This window comes from Pseudomonas sp. MAFF 730105 (genome assembly GCF_055380705.1).
Genome location: NZ_AP018438.1, coordinates 1,534,286 through 1,554,625, shown reverse-complemented (window position 1 = coordinate 1,554,625; position 20,340 = coordinate 1,534,286). Strand labels below are relative to the sequence as shown.

Here is a 20,340-nt window from a genome sequence, read left to right as displayed (position 1 = left end):
CATTGACCAGTCAGTCACGCGGCACCTTGATCTGGCTCAAGAGTCGGTCGTGATAAAGTCGCGCCCTGCCCTTGCCACGTTTTGAGATGACTTTCCAAATGACCGACTTCCAGGAATACGACGCCCGGCTTGAAGACTGGGAAACCTTGCGCGCCCATACCGCTTTCAGCGGGCTGCTGGTGGGCAATGGTGCCAGCCGCGCCGTATGGGATGATTTCGGCTACGACTCGCTGTTCGAAAACGCCCGCACCGTCGAGGAAAAGCCCTTGAGCCCGTCGGAACTGAGCGTGTTCGACGCGCTGCAGACCCGCAGCTTCGAACAGGTGCTCGGTGCGCTGAAAACCACCAGCCGGGTCAACAAGGCCCTCGCCGTCAGCTCCGCCGCCCCGCGCAATCGCTACTACGCGATCAAAGAAGCGCTGATCAACACCGTGCATGCGGTGCATATCCCATGGCGGCTGGTACAACCGTCGACCCTGGCGACGCTCAACCAGGAACTGAGCCGTTATGCCACGGTGTTCACCACCAACTACGACCTGCTCAACTACTGGGCGATCCAGCATGCGCCGCAGACCATTACCGATCTGTTCACCGACACCGACCACGGTTTCGATCTGAGCCAAGTGACCACGGACAAACCGCGCCTGCTATACCTGCACGGCGGCCTGCACCTGGTGCGCAACCAGGACGGCACGGCGCGCAAGCTCACGTCCACCGAAGGCACGCTGCTGGGCAGCTTCGCCATCAACAACACCCTCAAGACCCTGGACGACGTACCGTTGTTCGTCAATGAAGGCCCCAGCGGGGACAAACTCAAGACCATCCGCAGTTCCGACTATCTGTCATTCTGCTACGACCAACTGCTGCACCACGGCGACAACCTGTGCCTGTTTGGCCATGCCCTGGGCGAGCAGGACCAACACATCGTCCGCGCCTTGCGCCAGGCGAAACCCCGCACCGTGGCGATCTCGATCTACCCTCGCAGCCAGGCGTTCATCCAGCACCAGAAGCGCCATTACGCCAAGCTGTTCCAAGGATTGGACATCGAGCTGCGGTTCTTCGATGCCAAGAGCCATCCGTTGGGCGATCCGAAGCTGTCGGTACCGGTGGAGGTGTAGGAATGGAATCCGCGCAGAGACCTGTGGCGAGGGGACTTATCCCCGCTGGGGTGCGTAGCGCCCCCGACAGTGGATGTCTCAGATCCATCTGACACTCCGAGTTGCCAGGATGAGGGCTGCTACGCACCCCTGCGGGGATAAATCCCCTCGCCACAGGAGAAGCGTCTTCATTACTGGTAGGTTAAAGCGCCAACAGGGTCTTGTCCTTGATCACCATGCTCGGCCCGTTCGCCTTGACGCTGGCAATGCCCTTGTCCCGGGCGGCGTCCGATGAAAAGGCTTCGCTGCTGCCGATCACTTCATGGTTGGCAGCCTTGAGATTGAAGTAGGGATGACCGTCCCTGGTGTTCTTGAGCTCATAGCGCTCGGTCAACGGGCTGTTTTTCTGCACCGCAGCGATGCCACCGTCGGCACCGCTGCGGGTGGTGTACAACTCGCTGGTCAGGATCGTTTCGGCGTTGGCGGCCTTGAGCACGAACCGAAACTGGCCACTGCTGTTCTTGCTGATTTCGTACCATCCGGACATGATCATTTCCTCGAGAGGTCAACAGCCTCAAGAGTAAAGACCTGCCCCGCCGGCTCTGCCAGTCGACTCCGCTACAGCGTGATGGCCGTGCCCAACAGCGTCAGGAACCCCGCCAGCCAGTTCGGATGAGCGGGCCAGGCCGGTGCGGTCGCCAGGTTGCCCTGGACATGGCCTTCGGTCACCGGAATGTCGATGAACGTCCCACCCGCCAGGCGCACTTCCGGGGCACAGGCCGGATAAGCGCTGCATTCACGCCCTTCCAGAATGCCCGCCGCCGCCAGCAATTGCGCGCCATGGCACACCGCGGCGATCGGCTTGCCCGCCACATCGAAATCGCGCACCAGTTGCAGGACTTTCTCATTCAGACGCAGGTACTCCGGCGCCCGCCCGCCGGGAATCAGCAGCGCGTCGTAGTCAGCCACGCCGACACCGAAAAAATCATGGTTCAGGGTGAACAGATGGCCCGGTTTCTCGCTGTAGGTCTGGTCGCCTTCGAAATCGTGGATCGCCGTGCGCACGGTCTGCCCGGCGGTCTTGTCGGGGCACACCGCATGCACGGTATGGCCGACCATCTGCAAAGCCTGGAACGGCACCATCACTTCATAGTCTTCGACGTAATCGCCGACCAGCATCAGGATTTTCTTTGCGGCCATGGCTTGGACTCCTTTGAGAATGCGTGAAGGGTGAATGCATTAAAGGTAGTCCGGCGGGGAAGTCTTCACCCGTCATCTGACGGGCTGCACGACGAGTTAGGTCGAATGTTGCTCTGTGAGAGCAAAGCTTGCCCGCGATTCAGCGCCGAGGTTCAGCAGCACAATTGAGTCATCGTTCATCGCGAGCAAGCTATGCTCCCACAGCGTTGCATCTGTCCCGCTTCAGGCGAGATAACCGTCCGCCCGCAGCAGCGTTTCGAGACAGTGTTCGGTGATGTGGTAGAACGCCTTCAGTTCCTGGATCTTCGCCAGCAACTCGGCCGGATCGATCGGCGTGGCGCGTTTGACCGCCAGGATCATCTTGTTCTTGTTGGTGTGTTCCAGGGATATGAACTCGAACACCTTGGTTTCGTAGCCACAAGCCTCCAGGAACAGCGCCCGCAGGCTGTCGGTGACCATTTCCGCCTGTTGGCCCAGGTGCAGGCCATATTGCAACATCGGCTTGAGCAGCGCCGGGCTCTGGATCTGCAAGCGGATCTGCTTGTGGCAGCACGGCGAGCACATGATGATCGAAGCACCCGAGCGAATGCCCATGTGAATCGCGTAGTCGGTGGCGATGTCGCAGGCATGCAAGGCGATCATCACGTCCACCGCGCTCGGCGCCACGCTGCGCACGTCACCGTGCTGGAAGCTCAGGCCCGGGTGTTCCAGGCGCGCGGCGGCCTCGTTGCACAGCCGAACCATGTCCTCGCGCAACTCGACGCCGGTCACCACGCCTTCGGCCTGCAGGGTGTTGCGCAGGTAGTCGTGAATGGCGAAGGTCAGGTAGCCCTTGCCCGAACCGAAGTCCGACACCCGCACCGGTTTGTCCAGGGCCAGCGGCGAGGAGGTCAACGCATGGCTGAAGACCTCGATGAACTTGTTGATCTGCTTCCACTTGCGCGACATGGCCGGGATCAGCTCGTGCTTGTGGTTGGTCACGCCCAGATCGGCCAGGAACGGTCGACTCAGGTCGAGGAAGCGGTTTTTCTCACGGTTGTGTTCCACCGAGGGTACTTCGCGCAGCTGCTGGGGCTTGCTTTTGAACAGTGAAGGCTTGCCCTTCTTGCTGTACTCCAGCTGTGCCTCGTCGGTGACCGCCAGCAAATGGGCGTTCTTGAACGATGCCGGCAACAACCCAGCGATGGTCGCCACGCCTTCGGCCAGGGGGAAATTCTTGGTGATGTCGCGGGTTTTGTAGCGGTAGACGAAGGACAGGCAAGGCTGCTCCTTGACCGTCAGTTGCTTGATGATCAGCCGTTGGAGGTCCGCTTCGTCGCCGACATGCCTGGCCAGCACCAGCTTGATGAAAGCATTCTGGTCGAGGCTGGCCTGCAGCAGCTCGATGAACTCGGCGTGAGGATCCGGCGCGGGACGGGCAGGAGTTGCAGTAACGGACATGGAAAAGCGGCCTCGGGGCGGGCGGATCGGGAATGGCGGGTATTTTAGGAGGAATGAAGTGTCTGGGCACAAGGAATTGTTGTGGCGAGGGGATTTATCCCCTCGCCACAACGGTGTTCGACAGCCGACTTGTCAGCCCAGCACCACCAACCGGTTCGGCAGTTCATTGCGTTCGTGGGTCACGGGGACGTGCTCCTTGAGCAATTGGCCGCAGGCTTCGATGCAGGTCACGAAGCCCTGCAAGGTCTGGCCCTGGCGGACCTGCTCGGTGAAGGCCGCGACGATGGCATCCCAGCTCCGGTTGTCGAGGCGTTTGGAGATGCCTTCGTCCACCAGGATCTCCACATAGCGCTCGGCCTCGCAGACAAAGATCAGCATTCCGGTGCTGCCCACGGTGTGGTGCAGGTTCTGTTCGAGAAACTGCCGGCGAGCCAGGTTGGACGCCCGCCAGTGGCGCACCGACCGGGGGATCAAGTGGGTGGTGACCTTCGGAATGCGAAACACCAGGCACAGCACGATGAAGCTGACCCATTGCACCAGCAACAGGCTGTGCATGGTCAACCAGCCCGTCAGGTAATGCAGCACACCTGGCACCACCAGGGCCAGCAAACTGGCCCACAGCAGTGGGATGTAGGCATAGTCGTCGGCGCGCGCAGCGAGCACCGTGACCAGTTCAGCGTCGGTGTCCCGCTCGACCCGGGCGATGGCTTCGGCCACTTTGCGTTGTTCGTGTTCAGTCAGTAATGCCATGGTTAAAAGTGCCTGCTCATTATTATTGTCACCAGCCGCCCGACGAACCGCCGCCCCCGAAACTGCCACCGCCGCCGCTGAAACCACCACCCCCGCCACCGCCGAAACCGCCACCGCCAAAGCCTCCCCCGCTTGAGCCGCTTGAGCCGCCCCGCCCGGCCGGCAGGATCCCCAGCACCTGGCAGACCATGATCGTGACGATGAACAACATCACCAGCATCGCGAATGTCCACGGATGACGCGAGACGAAGTCGCCCTCCTCCTGCTCGCCTGCATTGTACGCAGTGGCCGGCTCGTCCAGAGGGCTGCCCCCCAACACCACCAGCATCGCCGCCACGCCGTCACTGATGCCTTTATTGAAATTGCCGGTCTTGAAGGCCGGGGTGATGACCTGGTTGATGATCACCGAACTCTGGGCATCGGTCAGTCGATCTTCCAGGCCGTAACCCACTTCGATCCGCAGCTTTCGCTCATCCCGGGCAACGATCAGCAGTGCGCCGTTGTTCTTGTCCTTCTGCCCGATACCCCAGTGGCGTCCGAGCAGATAGCCGAAGTCTTCGATCCTGGCCCCCTGCAGGTCAGGCAGTGTGACAACCACCACCTGTTCGCCGGTCGCCTGCTCGTGGGCCGTGAGCTGTGCCTCCAGTTGCGCCCGCACCGCTGGCTCAAGCATCTGGGCGGCGTCCACCACCCGCCCGGTCAGCGCCGGAAACTTCAACTCGGCCTGGGCCGTGACTGCAAACACCCAGAGCAACAGCACCAGGCCAAATTTCAACACGCGCATTGGAACTCCTGTGGGAGCCGGGTATCGATCAGAATTTCACCTGCGGCGCTTTTTCGGCGTCGGGACTGGTGGCCTCGAAGGTTTCGCGGATTGGCAGGTCGCTGTACATCACGCTGTGCCACAACCGCCCCGGAAAGGTCCGGATCTCGGTGTTGTACTTCTGCACCGCCAGGATGAAGTCGCGGCGGGCCACGGCGATACGGTTCTCGGTGCCTTCGAGCTGCGACTGCAGCGCCAGGAAGTTCTGGTTGGCCTTGAGGTCCGGATAGCGCTCGGACACCACCATCAAGCGACTCAGCGCACCGGTCAATTGATCCTGGGCCTGTTGGAACTGCTTGAGCTTCTCCGGGTTGTCCAGGGTGCTGGCATCGACCTGGATCGAGGTGGCCTTGGCCCGCGCCTCGATCACGGCAGTCAGGGTTTCCTGCTCGTGCTGGGCATAGCCCTTGACGGTTTCCACCAGGTTCGGGATCAGGTCGGCACGGCGCTGGTACTGGTTTTGCACCTGGCCCCAGGCAGCCTTGGCCTGTTCGTCGAGGGTCGGAATCGTGTTGATGCCGCAACCGGCCAGTAGCGAGGTGAACAGCATCAGGGCCAGCAGTTGCAAGCCGCTTCGGTGGTTCAGTCGTAGATTCATCGGGTGAAGCTCTCCCTTGCCTTTACATTGGAAAAACACGGCCACCTATCCCACCGGTGTCTGGGGCATAATCTGCCGCCGCACTGGATTGAAACGGATCGATGGGCTAAAAGATGCGCGGTGCGAAACTAAGTTCAGCACCCTGGGTTCGAAAGTGTGCTGCATTTGACCAAACAACAATAGCCACTCCTCACATTTTGGCTGACGGCGTGTCCTGATTACCGCCTTTGGGCCTGCGAGAAAACTATTCATGAAGAAGCTGTGTTTGCTGGGCCTGTTTGTCAGTCTGGCCAGTCAATCCGTATTAGCCGACAACCTGCCAGCCCCCATAGAGAACAAGGACGCTTTCATCAGTAACCTGATGAAACAAATGACCCTCGAGGAAAAGATCGGCCAGTTGCGCCTGATCAGCATCGGCCCGGAAATGCCCCGGGAGATGATCCGCAAGGAAATCGCCGCCGGCAACATCGGCGGCACGTTCAACTCCATTACCCGCGCCGAAAACCGTCCGATGCAGGACGCGGCCATGCGCAGCCGGCTGAAGATCCCGATGTTCTTCGCCTATGACGTGATCCACGGCCACCGCACCATTTTCCCGATTCCCCTGGCACTGGCTTCGAGCTGGGACATGGACGCCATCTACCACTCCGGCCGCATCGCCGCCCAGGAAGCTGCGGCCGACAGCCTGGACATCACCTTCGCGCCGATGGTCGACATTTCCCGTGACCCGCGCTGGGGCCGGACCTCCGAAGGCTTTGGCGAAGACACCTACCTGGTGTCGCGCATTGCCGGGGTGATGGTCAAGGCGTTCCAGGGCAGCGGCGCCAACGCGGCCGACAGCATCATGGCCAGCGTCAAGCACTTTGCCCTGTACGGCGCCGTTGAAGGCGGCCGGGACTACAACACCGTGGACATGAGCCCGGTGAAAATGTACCAGGACTACCTGCCACCCTATCGCGCCGCCATCGATGCCGGTGCCGGCGGGGTGATGGTGGCGTTGAACTCCATCAACGGCGTACCGGCCACGGCCAACACCTGGCTGATGAACGATCTGCTGCGCAAGGAATGGGGCTTCAAGGGCCTGGCCGTCAGCGATCATGGCGCCATCTTCGAACTGATCAAGCACGGCGTCGCCCGGGATGGTCGAGAAGCGGCGAAGCTGGCGATCAAGGCCGGCATCGACATGAGCATGAACGACTCGCTGTATGGCAAGGAATTGCCGGGGCTGCTCAAGTCCGGCGAGATCGAGCAGAGCGACATCGACAACGCCGTGCGTGAAGTGCTTGTCGCCAAATACGACATGGGCCTGTTCAAGGACCCGTACCTGCGTATCGGCAAGGCCGAGGATGACCCGGCCGACACCTACGCCGAAAGCCGACTGCACCGCAGCGATGCCCGCGACGTGGCACGCCGCAGCATGGTCCTGCTGGAAAACCGCAACCAGACCCTGCCCCTGAAGAAGGACGCGAAAATCGCCCTGGTCGGCCCGCTGGCCAAGGCACCGATCGACATGATGGGCAGTTGGGCCGCCGCCGGTCGTCCTGCGCAGTCGGTCACCCTGTTCGATGGCATGAGCCGTGCCCTTGGTGGTGACGCCAAGTTCATCTATGCCCGTGGCGCCAACATCACCAGCGACAAGAAGGTGCTCGACTACCTGAACTTCCTCAACTTCGACGCCCCGGAAGTGGTGGACGATCCACGCCCGGCCCAGGTGCTGATCGACGAAGCGGTAAAAGCCGCCAAGGACGCCGATGTGGTGGTGGCCGCCGTGGGGGAATCCCGCGGCATGTCCCACGAGTCTTCGAGCCGCACCGATCTGAACATCCCCGCCAGCCAGCGCGAGCTGATCAAGGCCCTGAAGGCCACCGGCAAGCCGCTGGTGCTGGTACTGATGAACGGCCGTCCGCTGTCGTTGCTGGAAGAAAAGCAGCAGGCCGATGCGATCCTGGAAACCTGGTTCACCGGCACCGAAGGCGGCAACGCCATCGCCGACGTGCTGTTCGGCGACTACAACCCGTCGGGCAAACTGCCGATCAGCTTCCCACGCTCGGTGGGTCAGATTCCGACCTACTACAACCACCTGAGCATTGGCCGTCCGTTCACCCCGGGCAAGCCAGGCAACTACACCTCACAGTACTTCGATGACACCACCGGCCCGCTGTACCCGTTCGGCTACGGCCTGAGCTACACCGAGTTCAGTCTGTCGGACATGGCCCTGTCCTCCACCACGCTGAACAAGACCGGCAAGCTCGACGCCAGCGTGACCGTGGAGAACACCGGCAAGCGTGACGGCGAAACCGTGGTGCAGCTGTACATCCAGGACGTGACCGGCTCGATCATCCGCCCGGTGAAGGAACTGAAGAACTTCCAGAAGGTGATGCTCAAGGCCGGCGAGAAGAAGGTCATTCACTTCACCATCAGCGAAGACGACCTGAAGTTCTACAACGCCCAGCTCAAGTACGCTGCCGAGCCAGGCAAATTCAACGTGCAGATCGGCCTGGACTCCCAGGATGTGAAACAGCAGAGTTTTGAGTTGCTCTGACTCCAGAGCGACATGACTCCCCTGTGGGAGCGAGCCTGCTCGCGATAGCGGTATGTCAGCCAACTGAGTGGTTGACTGATTCACCGCTATCGCGAGCAGGCTCGCTCCCACAGTTGTTTATGGGTGTCTGGATCAGCCCCGCCGATCCAGCAGATTCACCACCAACCGATCCACCAGCCCCCACAACCGCTGCTTGAAGCGCTTCCACAATGGCCGGCGCTGCCAGGCGTCGAGGCTGACTTGCAGGCTTTGGCTGAAGTCCTGCTCGAAGCTCGCCGCCACTGCACGGCTGAGCCCGGAATCCAGGGCTTCGAGGTTCGCTTCCAGGTTGAAGCGCAGGTTCCAGTGGTCGAAGTTGCAGGAACCGATGCTGACCCAGTCGTCCACCAGCACCATCTTCAGATGCAGGAAACACGGCTGGTACTCGAAGATTTTCACACCGGCCTTGAGCAGGCGCGGGTAGTAGCGGTGCCCGGCGTAACGCACGGACGGGTGATCGGTGCGCGGGCCGGTGAGCAACAGGCGCACGTCGATGCCCCGGGCGGCGGCCTTGCGCAAGGAGCGGCGCACGTTCCAGGTCGGCAGGAAGTATGGCGTCGCCATCCAGATCCGTTTCTGGCCGCTGTTCAAGGCCCGGGACAGCGATTGCAGGATATCGCGGTGCTGGCGGGCGTCGGCATACGCGACCCGGCCCATGCCTTCGCCCGCCGGTGGCACCCGGGGCAGACGCGGCAGGCCGAAGTTGGAAGCGGGCTTCCAGGCCCGGCGATGGCGGTTGGCGAGCCACTGGCGATCGAACAGCAGTTGCCAGTCCAGCACCAGCGGGCCGACGATTTCCACCATTACTTCGTGCCATTCGCTGCGATCGTCGAGGGGGTTCCAGAACTCATCGGTCACCCCGGTACCGCCGACCACGGCCAGACGCTGGTCCACCAACAACAGCTTGCGGTGGTCGCGATAGAAATTACGCACCCAGCGACGCCAGCTCAGGCGGTTGTAGAAACGCAGTTCCACACCGGCCTCGATCAGGCGGTTACGCAAGCTCAGGGTAAACGCCAGGCTGCCGTAATCATCGAACAGGCAACGCACCCGCACACCGCGCTCGGCAGCCTGGACCAGGGCCTGGACCATCGCTTCGGCGCAGGCGCCAGCCTCCACCAGATACAGCTCCAGTTCGACTTGCTCCTGGGCACGAGCGATCTCCACGAGCATGCGTGGGAAGAACTGCGGGCCGTCGATCAACAACTCGAACCGATTGCCTTCACGCCATGGAAAGACCGGGCCGCTCATGTCAGCGCGCCGTGAAGATCAGTACCGCATTCACCGGCACCGAAAGGCTGATGGCCGACAACCCGGCCATTTTCCGCAACGTCTCCAGCCCCAGCGCCAGGTCGAAGTCCGCCGCGTTGAGCACCACCGGCTCCAGGGTCACCACCTGGAAGCGGTGTTCATCCAACCGCGTCGCCAGGAGTTCGACGTTGTATTCGTGTTGCTTGCCGTGCAAATCCACGGTCAGCGGCAGGCGCAGTTCCAGCTGTGCACCATTGGCCAGGTCCTGGATCGGCGACAGGTCGATCTGCGCAGTGACGATGGCTTCGCCGAACTGCTTGATGTCGAACAGCTCGGCGCGCATGCGCTCGTCCCGCAAGGGAATGCCACTGTTGATCGACTCCAGCTCCACTTCCAGTCGCGCCAGCCCCTTGGGCTGGACCTGGCCATGCAGCACCAGGAAGCGCTGGACCTCGGAAACATTGCCGTTCTTGCTGCTGATAAACGACAACCGTGACGACTCGCCGTCCAGGTACCAGTCGGCCCGGGCGGGCAGCACAGCACCGGCCAGCAGCAAGGTCGCCACAGCGACGCAAAGAAACCGCTTGAACATACACACTCGGAGGGCAGATAAACCTGTGGCGAACCTTAACCGGGCCGAGGGCGCTTGCAAACTGTCTCTTTAACCAATCGCCCGGCCAGCAGACTCCTTGTGGCGAGGGGATTTATCCCCGCCGGGTTGCGAAGCGACCCCAGGATCCATCAGCCACTGCGATGAATCAGGCAGGACGCAAGGGGGGTTGCCTCGCAACCCAGCGGGGATAAATCCCCTCGCCACAAGGTTCGCGTCGATCCAGGCTCACGGCTCCAATCGACACCCCTGCCGCTCCCCCAACCACCGCGCGCTGTTGCTGCGCCCCAGCCCGGAGACCGTCACGCGTTTCGCTTCAGGGGTTTCGAGAAAACCGCTGATGGGCACCGACTGTTTCACGTAGCCGCGGCAATAGTCGGCCGGTTGCCGCATCACGTAGCGACACGAGCAATATTCCTTGGCGGTGTAGGCGCTGATGATGTCGGGGAACGCCCGCAGCGCCACCCGATCGATCCAGATCCAACTGAACAGCACGATGAGCAGCGCCGCCATCAAAGTCAGCCATGGTCTACGCCTCATGGTTGCACCGCCCCGGCGAACGCCGCCATGACGCGCTTGAGCAATTCGTTATGGCGATAGCTGCCATCGCGGTCGTCACCGTATCGCACGATGACCAGCCGGGCGCTGGGGATGACATACAGCGCCTGCCCCCAATGCCCAAGCGCGGCGTAGGTATCCGGTGGCGCGTCGGGCCAGGGATGGAGGGTGGGATCGGCGGCGCGGTTGAGCCACCAATGTCCGCCGGGCACGGCCTCGTCCTGGCCGGCCTGGAAGCGAGCGAAGGGCTCGCGATTGAACGCCACCCAATCCTTGGGAATCAGTTGCCGCTCCCCCCAACGGCCATCGCGCTGCATCAGCAAGCCGACACGGGCCAGGTCGCGGGCGGTGAGGTAGGCGTAGGACGAACCGACAAAGGTGCCGCTGGCATCGGTTTCCCACACAGCATGGCGGATGCCCAGCGGATCGAACAACGCCGTCCAGGGATAATCGGGATATCGCGCCGGGCCGACGATATTTTTCAGGGCCGCCGCCAACAGGTTGCTGTCGCCGCTGGAATAACGGAACGACTCCCCCGGTGGACTGTAGCGTTCATGTTGCGCGGTGAACGCCGCCATGTCGCGGCGTCCCCGGGTATAGAGCATCGCCACCACCGAGGAATGCAACGGTGCGTATTCGTAATCTTCCTGCCAGTCCAGGCCCGAGGCCCAGTGGAAAAGATCGGCCAGGGTCAGGTCCGGCGAGTGGCCCAACGCGGGGTAATACCGAGCCACCGAATCCGTCAGGGCAAACCGCTGTTCACCGTAGGCCACGCCGAATACCGTCGCCATCAGGCTTTTGCTGATGGACCAGGTCAGGTGCGGGGTGTCTGCGCGGGTGGGGCCGGCGTAGCGTTCATAGACCAGGCGACCGTCCTGGATCACCAGCAGCGCGTCAGTGCGAATGCCTTGGCGGGTGGCGTCGTCGCGCAGCGGAAAAGCATACTGCTCAAGGGCTTCGAGGGCCGAGCCGACGGGCGTCGGACCGGTCGACCATTGCTCGCCGGGCCAGTCTTCGGCGTGGACGTTCAGGTTGAACAGCAGAATCGGAATCAGGAACCAGCCTTTGCACATGCGATGGGGCTCGGAGGATTGAACCTGTCGAGCTTAGTCGAGATTGATGACGGTTTCAGGATCGTTCCCACGCTCCTGCGTGGGAATGACGCAACGGACGCTCCGCGTTCGGCTCTCGGGACGCGGAGCGTCCCGGGCTGCATTCCCACGCGGAGCGTGGGAACGATCAACAGGGGGATCCTTGAGGGCTGTCATATAAGCATCACCAAAGCTTCATGGCGATGACACCGGGGCTACATAGCCTGACTTTGCACAACATGGCTGCATAAAGAAAGTCGATTGGCTCAACCCCAAGACGGGTACACAGCCCGCACGGAGATTCGCTATGACTCAGATCGCCCGCATCAGCGACACTGGCAATGAACGCCGCCTGCAAGCCGAACGCCTGATCGGCGCCCAGGCCTTGCAAGAAGCCCAAGCCCTGCGCTTCAACGTCTTCAGCGGCGAGTTCAACGCCAAGCTCAAGGGCGCGGAAATGGGTCTGGACATGGATGACTACGATGTTCACTGCGCCCACATCGGCGTACGCGACCTGAACACCGGGCGCCTCGTGGCGACCACCCGCCTGCTCGACCACCAGGCCGCCAGCAGCCTGGGCCGTTTTTATAGTGAAGAAGAATTCAACCTCCACGGCCTGATCCAGCTCAAGGGCCCGATCCTGGAAATCGGCCGTACCTGCGTCGACCCGGCCTACCGCAACGGCGGCACCATTGCGGTGCTCTGGGGTGAACTGGCCGAAGTCCTGAACGAAGGCGGCTACAGCTACCTGATGGGGTGCGCGAGCATTCCGATGCAGGACGGTGGCATCCAGGCCCAGGCGATCATGCAACGCCTGCGTGAGCGCTACCTGTGCACCGACCACCTTCAAGCCGTACCCAAAAAACCGTTGCCGGCCCTCGACGTACCGTCCAACGTGATCGCCGAAATGCCGCCGCTGCTCAAGGCCTACATGCGCCTGGGCGCAAAAATCTGCGGCGAGCCGTGCTGGGACGAAGACTTCCAGGTGGCCGACGTGTTTATCCTGCTCAAGCGCGACGACCTCTGCCCACGCTACGCCCGCCACTTCAAGGCAGCGGTCTGATGAGCCGGTTACGGGTGTACGCGCGTATCGCGCGAGTGCTGCTGGTGGTGGCGCTGGGCCTGACGATGGCCACCGTGTTCGGCCTGTTCGAGCGCCTGGGGCTTGCCAACTCCATGATGCGTCGTCAGCGCTGGTCGCGATTTTTCATGGCGCGCCTGAGTAACGCGCTGCCCTTTTCCGTGACTGTCCACGGTCAATTGCCACAACGGCCGATGTTGTGGGTCAGTAATCACGTGTCCTGGACCGATATTCCGCTGCTGGGCATGCTCACCCCACTGTCGTTCCTGTCCAAGGCCGAAGTGCGCACCTGGCCGGTGGCCGGTTGGCTGGCGGCCAAGGCCGGCAGCCTGTTTATCCGGCGCGGCTCGGGTGACAGTCAGTTGATCCGCAAGCAGATGAGTCGTCATCTGGAACAGGCTCATCCGCTGCTGATGTTCCCGGAAGGCACCACCACCGACGGCCGTTCGTTGCGCACTTTCCACGGTCGCCTGCTGTCGGCGGCCATCGATGCCGACGTAGCGTTGCAGCCCGTGGCGATCCGTTACCTGCGCAACGGCGAGCCTGATTCGCTGGCGCCGTTCATTGGCGATGACGACTTGTTGTCGCACCTGATGCGCTTGTTCAGCAACGACTTGGGTGATGTGCACATCCACCTGTTGCAGCCCATCGCCTGTCACGGCCAGGAACGTGCAGCCCTGGCCTTCCAGGCGCAGCAGGCAGTGCACAAGGCCTTGTTCGGTGTGGTTCCCGAGAAGCAACAGGCGCCGATGCGCCCGGCCATTGCGGCTTGATCCAAACTTTTGCGCAATCCCTTGTGGGAGCGAGCCTGCTCGCGATAGCGGTCTGACATCCAATAGCGATATTGACTGTTACACCGCTATCGCGAGCAGGCTCGCTCCCATACTTTTAGATCTGCGGCGTGGCGGGGTTCGTCGCAAACGCTTGAAGCTGCGGATAGAACAAGCGGAAATCCTCGCTCAACGGCTCATAAAGCCGGATCAGCTCCTCCATCGCGCCCGCCAGTTCCTCCGGTCGGGACAGGCGTCGGGAAATGCCCCGCAGTACCTGCCCGAGCACCTCGAATTCCTGGTAGGACCCCAGCCAGTCATCCGCGGCCATGTAGGGCGCGATGTGCGCAAGGCGTCCCGGTAACTGCGGTTCGTCGGCCAACACCCGGTACACCCGGGAGGTGAAGTCCGCCAGAGCCCCGTCGCCATAAAATGCCCAATCCCGGGCCAGGCAATGGTCGAAAAACACGTCCAGTACGATACCGGCGTAGCGCCGCCGCACCGTGGAAAAACGCGACAACGCAGTATCCACCAGCGGGTGTCGGTCGGTGTACTGGTCGATGCGCCGATGCAGGGCAATGCCCGCTTCGATCCGTGGGTCGTAGGTGCCTTGCAGCGGTCCCTTGACGAAATCGCCATAGAGACTGCCGAGCAGTTGTTCCCGGCCGGTGCCGCCGAGGTGCAGGTGCGCGAGATAGTTCATGACCGGCAGCTTAGCATCGTCGCGCCCATATCGTTATAACCCGATATAGCGATTTGTTCGGTATTCAGATCAAATCCATATTGGTATATCGCGAAATAACGATTTAAGGTTCGCTTCATCGCGATATAGCGTTTTACTCACCTACATCCATTACGAACTGCCCTCATGACCCTTGACCTCGACGAAATAATAAAAGCACTGGCACACCCGGTACGGCGAGACATCCTCAACTGGCTCAAAGACCCCAAGGTCCAGTTCCCCGAACAATTGCACAACCACGAGTTCGGCATCTGTGCCGGACAGATCGACCAGCGTTGCGGCCTGTCGCAGTCCACGGTGTCGGCCCATCTGGCGGTGTTGCAACGGGCGGGGCTGATCACCAGCCAGAAGGTCGGTCAATGGCACTTCTTCAAACGCAACGAGGAAGTGATCCAGCAGTTCCTCAAGCAAATGAGCCAAGAGCTCTGACAAGGATTCGCCATGCCCCTCTCACTCCTTATCCTGGCCCTGAGCGCCTTCGCCATCGGCACTACCGAGTTCGTCATCATGGGCCTGTTGCCCGATGTGGCGGCTGATCTGGGTGTATCGATCCCTGGCGCGGGCTGGTTGGTGACCGGCTACGCCCTGGGGGTGGCCATCGGTGCTCCCTTCATGGCCCTGGCCACCGCCCGGCTGCCGCGCAAGGTTGCCCTGGTGGCGCTGATGGGGATTTTCATCATCGGCAACCTGCTGTGCGCCATTGCCAGCGACTACAACGTGCTGATGTTTGCCCGGGTCGTGACCGCCTTGTGCCACGGCGCCTTCTTCGGGATCGGTTCGGTGGTGGCCGCCGGTCTGGTGGCGCCCAACAAGCGTGCCTCGGCCGTGGCCCTGATGTTCACCGGCCTGACCCTGGCCAACGTGCTCGGCGTCCCGCTGGGTACGGCACTGGGCCAGGAAGCCGGCTGGCGTTCGACCTTCTGGGCCGTGACCCTCATCGGTGTGGTGGCGCTGATCGGTCTGATCCGCTTCCTGCCGGCCAAGCGCGATGAAGAAAAGCTCGACATGCGCTCGGAACTGGTAGCACTCAAGGGCGCAGGGCTGTGGCTGTCCCTGGGCATGACGGCGCTGTTTTCCGCCTCGGTGTTCACCCTGTTCACCTACGTCGCCCCGTTGCTGGGTGAAGTCACCGGCGTGTCGCCCCGTGGCGTGACCTGGACTCTGGTGCTGATCGGCCTGGGCCTGACCCTGGGCAACATCATTGGCGGCAAGCTGGCGGACAAGAGCCTGGCGAACACGCTGATCGGTGTGTTCATCACCATGGCAGTGGTCTCCACCGTATTGAGCTGGACCAGCGTGGCGCTGATCCCGACCGAAATTACCCTGTTCCTCTGGGCCACTGCCTGCTTCGCGGCCGTGCCGGCCCTGCAGGTCAACGTGGTGACCTTCGGCAAAGAGGCACCGAACCTGGTGTCCACCCTGAACATCGGCGCCTTCAACATCGGCAACGCCTTGGGCGCCTGGGTCGGCGGCAGTGTCATCGACCAGGGCCTGGGCCTGACCAGCGTCCCCCTGGCCGCCGGTGCGCTGGCGGTACTGGCGCTGCTGATCACCCTGATTACTTTCCGCCAGGGCGCCAACCCCGACCTGGCTCCGGCAACTCGTTGACTTTTACCTTCCACTTTCGAGGCTTGTAATTCATGACGACTATTTTCGACCCCATCAAACTCGGCGACATCGAGCTGAACAACCGCATCATCATGGCGCCACTGACCCGCTGCCGCGCCGACGCAGGCCGCGTGCCCAACGCGTTGATGGCCGAGTACTACGTGCAACGTGCCTCCGCCGGCCTGATCCTCAGCGAGGCCACCTCTGTCACGCCAATGGGCGTGGGTTACCCGGACACCCCGGGAATCTGGTCCAACGACCAGGTGCGCGGCTGGGCCAACGTCACCAAGGCGATCCACGGCGCCGGCGGCAAGATCTTCCTGCAACTGTGGCACGTCGGCCGGATCTCCCATCCGTCGTACCTGGATGGCGAAACCCCGGTGGCACCCAGCGCCATACAACCTAAAGGCCACGTGAGCCTGGTGCGTCCATTGGCCGACTACCCGACGCCACGGGCCCTGGAAACCGCTGAAATCGCCGACATCGTCGACGCCTACCGCGTGGGCGCCGAGAACGCCAAGGCCGCCGGTTTCGACGGCGTGGAAATCCATGGCGCCAACGGCTACCTGCTCGACCAGTTCCTGCAAAGCAGCACCAACCAGCGCACCGACAACTACGGCGGCTCCCTGGAAAACCGCGCTCGCCTGTTGCTGGAAGTGACCGACGCCGCCATCGAAGTCTGGGGCGCTGGCCGGGTTGGCGTGCACTTGGCGCCACGTGCCGACTCCCATGACATGGGCGATGAGAACCGCCTGGAAACGTTCAGCTATGTAGCCCGCGAGCTGGGCAAGCGTGGCATCGCGTTCATTTGCTCCCGCGAGAAGGAAGGCGACGACAGCATCGGCCCGCAACTCAAGCAAGCCTTCGGCGGTCCGTACATTGCCAACGAGCGCTTCACCAAGGACAGCGCCAACGCCTGGCTGGCCGAAGGCAAGGCCGATGCCGTGGCATTCGGTGTGCCTTTCATTGCCAACCCGGACTTGCCGGCACGCTTGAAAGCCGATGCACCGCTGAACGAGCCACGCCCGGAAACCTTCTATGGGAAAGGTCCGGTGGGTTATATCGATTATCCGATAATGTAAGTTCCAGAACGGCCCCTACTGAAAAGCCCCGACTCGAAAGAGCCGGGGCTTTTTTTATGCCTGGCAACTTTAAGCCCGCATCATTCATTCAAAGCCGAAATATCAAATAACAAGACAAAACCTGTTCACTATGGATTCCCGCCCCGGACAACGCTAATAATAAAACCCGAACAACACCTGCCCCACTCAAAGGACTGACGCTTATATATATTTATTTCTAAAAAACATTCAAAGCACTGATCAATGAAAATCAGCAACAACATTTACTCAATCAAACACAACAGCATACACGCCCAACGCATGCAGGCTTCAGCGAGCCCTGCTTTCATGAGAGCCCCATAACTATGAACCCCCTGAAAAGTCTTATCCTTGCCCTGATAATGGGCACCACCATGGTTGCCCATACCATGGCCGCCACCGAAGTCACCGTGGAAATCACAAACAATACTCGCGGCACATTGAACATGACCAACTTATTGACTGATCCAGCGCAAGACGCGGACTTCCCCTTAAGTGCTCATGACGTCCTGCCAAAATCAACTTACATCCTCCGTGTGGCCCACGAAAGAAATTACACTTACCCAACATCCGGCTGGCAGCCCACGCTGAAAAAAGTCAAACCTATTGAACTCGTTCTCAACTACAAAATGAGCAACTTCAATTTCGAGTGCCAGATGCAAACCCGCTTCCAGGCGCCCATCGTTATTGGCGCCCTGGAACCCAGTTACAAGCCGGACTGGAAAAGTCGATCGAACTACACCGGCAATGGCCAGTTCACTTGCAGAACAGAAATCACCCGAAAAATGCTCGAGCCGCCCTTCAACTACACCGTCCGCCTGATCGTCGAATAGACCAGAGGGTCGGTAGGCGGTAGCGACCGAAGCGCTGCCAATCTGCCTGCGGTTCATCTATAAAGTATCCCGTCGGGCTCGAAGTCCGACGGGGTATGTGCTATCCGCTATTGACACATATCGACGCAATTACGCATTTTGTTTCATTTGCGCAGGTTGGGGCTCAGGCGCAGCATATCCAGCCCGATGTCCACCCAGCGCTCGGCCTCACCAGCCAGGGCGAAGCTGTCGGGGACCAACAGCCACTGGTAGAGGATGCCGTCGATGTAGGCATGAAGGGCCACCGCCGCCCTTTCCGGGTCCAGATCACCCGGCAGCTGTCCACGCTTCATTGCATTGCGCAGCGACAGCGCAATACGCACATTGCAGTCGAGGCTGACTTCGCGCCGCTGCTGGCGCAAATCGCACATCTCATCGGTGAACTCGCACTTATGGAAAAGAATCTCATTGATGCGTCGGGTTTTCGGGTCCAGGGCCACCTGCTGGAACAACCGCACCAGCAACTTCTGGACGCAGCCCAACGGGTCCAGCTCTTCTTCATTTTCACTGGCGCGCGCCAGTTCATCGAGAGGCTCATGCAAGGTGTCGAGCATGGCCTGAAGCAGATCCGCCTTGTTGCTGAAATGCCAGTAGATAGCCCCGCGCGTCACACCGGCGAGGGTCGCAATGTCGGCCAGCGTCGTGCGCGCCACGCCACGCTCGAAAAAGGCCTTTTCGGCCGCTTCGAGTATCTGGCTGCGAGTCTCCAGGGCTTCCTCTTTGGTACGACGAACCATGGCAGTAAACACCTCAATCAGGATGCATGAGCAATGCGTAAAGTCAGCTGAGCGAATAGAGAACGCTTGCGCATAGAGCGCGTCTCCGGTCAACAGGGCCTTTGTCAGGCTTTTGTAAAGCTGGATGGTACGCAATTTGGCTGTTTACAAACAACCATGTACGTAAGTATATTTCTTAGCAACCTACTAATTGAAAAATGACGCCTTTCTAACTTTCCACCTTTCGAGTGCGCCTGTTGCGCGCCTGACCCGAGGATTTCCATGCAATTCAAGCCAGCTGTTACCGCTCTGGTTACCGCCATCGCCCTGGCATCACTGCTCAGCGGATGCAAAAAGGAAGAGGCGGCCCCCGCCGCACCACCCCCTCAGGTCGGCGTCGTAACCCTCAAAACCCAGCCTTTCACCTTGACGTCCGAGTTGCCCGGCCGTACCAGCGCGTTCCGCGTCGCAGAGGTTCGCCCTCAGGTCAACGGCATCATCCTCAAGCGTCTGTTCAAGGAAGGCGCCGACGTCAAGGCCGGTCAGCAGCTGTATCAGATCGACCCGGCCGTGTACGAAGCGACCCTCAAGAGCGCCGAGGCCAACCTGCGGTCGACCAAATCCATCGCCGATCGCTACAAGCAATTGGTGGATGAACAAGCCGTCAGCCGCCAGGAATACGACACCGCCGTGGCCAATCGCCTCGAGTCGGAAGCCAACCTGCAAACCGCTCAGATCAACGTGCGCTACACCAAGGTCTATGCACCGATTTCCGGTCGCATCGGTCGCTCTTCGGTGACCGAGGGCGCGCTGGTCAGCAACGGTCAGGCCGACGCACTGGCGACTATCCAGCAGTTGGACCCGATCTATGTCGACGTGACCCAGAGCTCGGTCGAGCTGCTGCAATTGCGCCGTGAACTGGAAAGTGGCCGGTTGCAGAAGGCTGGCGATAACGCCGCCATGGTCAAGCTGACCCTGGAAGACGGCAGCCCGTACCCTCATGAAGGCAAGCTGGAGTTCTCCGAAGTGTCGGTCGACCAGACCACCGGCTCCGTCACCTTGCGGGCCGTGTTCCCCAACCCTGACCACACTCTGCTGCCGGGCATGTTCGTCCACGCGCAGTTGCAAGCCGGTGTGAACAGCGCGGCGATTCTCGCGCCACAGCAAGGCGTGACCCGCGACCTCAAGGGCACGCCGACCGCCTTGGTGGTAGGCCCGGACAACAAGGTCGAACTGCGTCAACTCAAGGCCAGTCGCACCGTGGGCAGCCAGTGGCTGATCGAAGACGGGCTCAAGGCTGGCGACCGCCTGATCACCGAAGGCCTGCAGTACGTACGGCCAGGGGTTGAAGTCAAGGCCACCGAAGCCACCAACGTGGGCACCGACGCAGCCACCAAGAACCCGGCCCCCGCTCAGGCAGCTGATAAAGCAGCCGGCGGCAAAGGGGAGTAA

21 protein-coding genes are annotated in these 20,340 nt (G+C 61.3%); 9 read left to right on the top strand and 12 right to left on the bottom strand.

Annotation, left to right across the window (positions count from 1 at the left end):
* The first annotated feature begins 98 nt into the window (after positions 1–98).
* Complete coding sequence (locus tag PCOSP_RS06910; protein WP_464710619.1) at positions 99–1,118, top strand: DUF4917 family protein; 1,020 nt, start codon at positions 99–101, stop codon at positions 1,116–1,118.
* Positions 1,119–1,299: 181 nt separating this feature from the next.
* Here PCOSP_RS06910 and PCOSP_RS06905 read toward each other — a convergent pair whose 3' ends face one another.
* From PCOSP_RS06905 to PCOSP_RS06880, 6 genes are all read right to left on the bottom strand, one after another.
* The gene (locus PCOSP_RS06905; protein WP_175364065.1) at positions 1,300–1,644 is read right to left on the bottom strand and encodes a YegP family protein; all 345 of its coding nucleotides are present in this window, start codon (positions 1,642–1,644) and stop codon (positions 1,300–1,302) included.
* 71 nt (positions 1,645–1,715) lie between these two features.
* Positions 1,716–2,297: a DJ-1/PfpI family protein gene (locus tag PCOSP_RS06900; RefSeq protein WP_139650359.1), complete on the bottom strand. Its 582-nt coding sequence runs from the start codon at positions 2,295–2,297 to the stop codon at positions 1,716–1,718.
* 222 nt (positions 2,298–2,519) lie between these two features.
* Positions 2,520–3,737 carry a class I SAM-dependent methyltransferase gene (locus tag PCOSP_RS06895; RefSeq protein ID WP_139650360.1) on the bottom strand — a complete coding sequence of 406 codons (1,218 nt, stop codon included), beginning with the start codon at positions 3,735–3,737 and terminating at the stop codon, positions 2,520–2,522.
* Between the two features lie 132 nt (positions 3,738–3,869).
* The gene (locus tag PCOSP_RS06890; protein WP_139650361.1) at positions 3,870–4,487 is read right to left on the bottom strand and encodes a TPM domain-containing protein; all 618 of its coding nucleotides are present in this window, start codon (positions 4,485–4,487) and stop codon (positions 3,870–3,872) included.
* Positions 4,488–4,515: 28 nt separating this feature from the next.
* Positions 4,516–5,271, bottom strand: coding sequence for a TPM domain-containing protein (locus PCOSP_RS06885; RefSeq protein ID WP_139650362.1), 756 nt, complete (start codon positions 5,269–5,271; stop codon positions 4,516–4,518).
* A 28-nt stretch (positions 5,272–5,299) separates the two neighbouring features.
* The gene (locus PCOSP_RS06880; RefSeq protein ID WP_175364067.1) at positions 5,300–5,908 is read right to left on the bottom strand and encodes a LemA family protein; all 609 of its coding nucleotides are present in this window, start codon (positions 5,906–5,908) and stop codon (positions 5,300–5,302) included.
* A gap of 250 nt (positions 5,909–6,158) precedes the next feature.
* Here PCOSP_RS06880 and bglX point away from each other — a divergent pair, with 250 nt between their 5' ends.
* Positions 6,159–8,450: a beta-glucosidase BglX gene (gene bglX, locus PCOSP_RS06875; protein WP_464710617.1), complete on the top strand. Its 2,292-nt coding sequence runs from the start codon at positions 6,159–6,161 to the stop codon at positions 8,448–8,450.
* A gap of 132 nt (positions 8,451–8,582) precedes the next feature.
* Here the strand turns inward: bglX and PCOSP_RS06870 are convergent, their stop codons facing one another.
* The 4 genes from PCOSP_RS06870 to PCOSP_RS06855 form a co-directional block, all read right to left on the bottom strand.
* Positions 8,583–9,740, bottom strand: coding sequence for a phospholipase D-like domain-containing protein (locus PCOSP_RS06870; protein WP_139650365.1), 1,158 nt, complete (start codon positions 9,738–9,740; stop codon positions 8,583–8,585).
* Between the two features lies 1 nt (position 9,741).
* Positions 9,742–10,332, bottom strand: a complete 591-nt coding sequence (locus PCOSP_RS06865) for a YceI family protein (RefSeq protein WP_464710616.1) — start codon at positions 10,330–10,332, stop codon at positions 9,742–9,744.
* 246 nt (positions 10,333–10,578) lie between these two features.
* Positions 10,579–10,890 carry an amidase gene (locus PCOSP_RS06860; RefSeq protein ID WP_464710615.1) on the bottom strand — a complete coding sequence of 104 codons (312 nt, stop codon included), beginning with the start codon at positions 10,888–10,890 and terminating at the stop codon, positions 10,579–10,581.
* The gene (locus tag PCOSP_RS06855) at positions 10,887–11,981 is read right to left on the bottom strand and encodes a serine hydrolase domain-containing protein (RefSeq protein WP_464710613.1); all 1,095 of its coding nucleotides are present in this window, start codon (positions 11,979–11,981) and stop codon (positions 10,887–10,889) included. The genes PCOSP_RS06860 and PCOSP_RS06855 overlap by 4 nt, the downstream gene beginning before the upstream one ends.
* Positions 11,982–12,306: 325 nt before the next feature.
* On the opposite strand from PCOSP_RS06855, the gene olsB reads away from it, so the two are divergent.
* Both olsB and PCOSP_RS06845 read left to right on the top strand, forming a co-directional pair.
* Positions 12,307–13,062 carry an L-ornithine N(alpha)-acyltransferase gene (gene olsB, locus PCOSP_RS06850; RefSeq protein WP_139650369.1) on the top strand — a complete coding sequence of 252 codons (756 nt, stop codon included), beginning with the start codon at positions 12,307–12,309 and terminating at the stop codon, positions 13,060–13,062.
* Positions 13,062–13,853: a lysophospholipid acyltransferase family protein gene (locus tag PCOSP_RS06845; protein ID WP_139650370.1), complete on the top strand. Its 792-nt coding sequence runs from the start codon at positions 13,062–13,064 to the stop codon at positions 13,851–13,853. The genes olsB and PCOSP_RS06845 overlap by 1 nt, the downstream gene beginning before the upstream one ends.
* Before the next feature lie 115 nt (positions 13,854–13,968).
* On the opposite strand, the gene PCOSP_RS06840 is transcribed toward PCOSP_RS06845, so the two are convergent.
* The gene (locus tag PCOSP_RS06840; protein WP_139650371.1) at positions 13,969–14,553 is read right to left on the bottom strand and encodes an acyl carrier protein phosphodiesterase; all 585 of its coding nucleotides are present in this window, start codon (positions 14,551–14,553) and stop codon (positions 13,969–13,971) included.
* A 165-nt stretch (positions 14,554–14,718) separates the two neighbouring features.
* Here PCOSP_RS06840 and PCOSP_RS06835 point away from each other — a divergent pair, with 165 nt between their 5' ends.
* The 4 genes from PCOSP_RS06835 to PCOSP_RS06820 all read left to right on the top strand — a co-directional run bounded on the left by PCOSP_RS06835 (position 14,719) and on the right by PCOSP_RS06820 (position 18,133).
* Positions 14,719–15,021 (top strand): ArsR/SmtB family transcription factor, encoded by a 303-nt coding sequence (locus PCOSP_RS06835; RefSeq protein WP_003198672.1) that lies wholly within the window; start codon positions 14,719–14,721, stop codon positions 15,019–15,021.
* Positions 15,022–15,033: 12 nt separating this feature from the next.
* Positions 15,034–16,200, top strand: a complete 1,167-nt coding sequence (locus PCOSP_RS06830; protein ID WP_464710612.1) for an MFS transporter — start codon at positions 15,034–15,036, stop codon at positions 16,198–16,200.
* Positions 16,201–16,232: 32 nt separating this feature from the next.
* Complete coding sequence (locus tag PCOSP_RS06825; protein ID WP_464710611.1) at positions 16,233–17,282, top strand: alkene reductase; 1,050 nt, start codon at positions 16,233–16,235, stop codon at positions 17,280–17,282.
* A gap of 344 nt (positions 17,283–17,626) precedes the next feature.
* A complete protein-coding gene (locus PCOSP_RS06820) occupies positions 17,627–18,133 on the top strand; it encodes a hypothetical protein (protein ID WP_139650374.1) in 507 nt (168 codons plus the stop codon).
* Between the two features lie 143 nt (positions 18,134–18,276).
* Here PCOSP_RS06820 and PCOSP_RS06815 read toward each other — a convergent pair whose 3' ends face one another.
* Entirely contained in the window at positions 18,277–18,909 is a 633-nt protein-coding gene (locus PCOSP_RS06815; RefSeq protein ID WP_175364247.1) for a TetR family transcriptional regulator, read from the bottom strand.
* 261 nt (positions 18,910–19,170) lie between these two features.
* On the opposite strand from PCOSP_RS06815, the gene PCOSP_RS06810 reads away from it, so the two are divergent.
* Entirely contained in the window at positions 19,171–20,340 is a 1,170-nt protein-coding gene (locus PCOSP_RS06810; protein WP_139650376.1) for an efflux RND transporter periplasmic adaptor subunit, read from the top strand.

What these genes read in the sequence shown, in the direction of transcription:
- PCOSP_RS06880 (WP_175364067.1), bottom strand. Translation starts at nt 5,908, where the DNA reads ATGAATCTACGACTGAACCACCGAAGCGGCTTGCAACTGCTGGCCCTG.
- PCOSP_RS06885 (WP_139650362.1), bottom strand. Translation starts at nt 5,271, where the DNA reads ATGCGCGTGTTGAAATTTGGCCTGGTGCTGTTGCTCTGGGTGTTTGCA.
- PCOSP_RS06830 (WP_464710612.1), top strand. Translation starts at nt 15,034, where the DNA reads ATGCCCCTCTCACTCCTTATCCTGGCCCTGAGCGCCTTCGCCATCGGC.
- PCOSP_RS06890 (WP_139650361.1), bottom strand. Translation starts at nt 4,487, where the DNA reads ATGGCATTACTGACTGAACACGAACAACGCAAAGTGGCCGAAGCCATC.
- PCOSP_RS06840 (WP_139650371.1), bottom strand. Translation starts at nt 14,553, where the DNA reads ATGAACTATCTCGCGCACCTGCACCTCGGCGGCACCGGCCGGGAACAA.
- PCOSP_RS06860 (WP_464710615.1), bottom strand. Translation starts at nt 10,890, where the DNA reads ATGAGGCGTAGACCATGGCTGACTTTGATGGCGGCGCTGCTCATCGTG.
- bglX (WP_464710617.1), top strand. Translation starts at nt 6,159, where the DNA reads ATGAAGAAGCTGTGTTTGCTGGGCCTGTTTGTCAGTCTGGCCAGTCAA.
- PCOSP_RS06845 (WP_139650370.1), top strand. Translation starts at nt 13,062, where the DNA reads ATGAGCCGGTTACGGGTGTACGCGCGTATCGCGCGAGTGCTGCTGGTG.
- PCOSP_RS06810 (WP_139650376.1), top strand. Translation starts at nt 19,171, where the DNA reads ATGCAATTCAAGCCAGCTGTTACCGCTCTGGTTACCGCCATCGCCCTG.
- PCOSP_RS06855 (WP_464710613.1), bottom strand. Translation starts at nt 11,981, where the DNA reads ATGTGCAAAGGCTGGTTCCTGATTCCGATTCTGCTGTTCAACCTGAAC.
- PCOSP_RS06905 (WP_175364065.1), bottom strand. Translation starts at nt 1,644, where the DNA reads ATGTCCGGATGGTACGAAATCAGCAAGAACAGCAGTGGCCAGTTTCGG.
- PCOSP_RS06825 (WP_464710611.1), top strand. Translation starts at nt 16,233, where the DNA reads ATGACGACTATTTTCGACCCCATCAAACTCGGCGACATCGAGCTGAAC.
- PCOSP_RS06865 (WP_464710616.1), bottom strand. Translation starts at nt 10,332, where the DNA reads ATGTTCAAGCGGTTTCTTTGCGTCGCTGTGGCGACCTTGCTGCTGGCC.
- PCOSP_RS06900 (WP_139650359.1), bottom strand. Translation starts at nt 2,297, where the DNA reads ATGGCCGCAAAGAAAATCCTGATGCTGGTCGGCGATTACGTCGAAGAC.
- PCOSP_RS06870 (WP_139650365.1), bottom strand. Translation starts at nt 9,740, where the DNA reads ATGAGCGGCCCGGTCTTTCCATGGCGTGAAGGCAATCGGTTCGAGTTG.
- PCOSP_RS06895 (WP_139650360.1), bottom strand. Translation starts at nt 3,737, where the DNA reads ATGTCCGTTACTGCAACTCCTGCCCGTCCCGCGCCGGATCCTCACGCC.
- PCOSP_RS06815 (WP_175364247.1), bottom strand. Translation starts at nt 18,909, where the DNA reads ATGGTTCGTCGTACCAAAGAGGAAGCCCTGGAGACTCGCAGCCAGATA.
- olsB (WP_139650369.1), top strand. Translation starts at nt 12,307, where the DNA reads ATGACTCAGATCGCCCGCATCAGCGACACTGGCAATGAACGCCGCCTG.
- PCOSP_RS06835 (WP_003198672.1), top strand. Translation starts at nt 14,719, where the DNA reads ATGACCCTTGACCTCGACGAAATAATAAAAGCACTGGCACACCCGGTA.
- PCOSP_RS06910 (WP_464710619.1), top strand. Translation starts at nt 99, where the DNA reads ATGACCGACTTCCAGGAATACGACGCCCGGCTTGAAGACTGGGAAACC.
- PCOSP_RS06820 (WP_139650374.1), top strand. Translation starts at nt 17,627, where the DNA reads ATGAACCCCCTGAAAAGTCTTATCCTTGCCCTGATAATGGGCACCACC.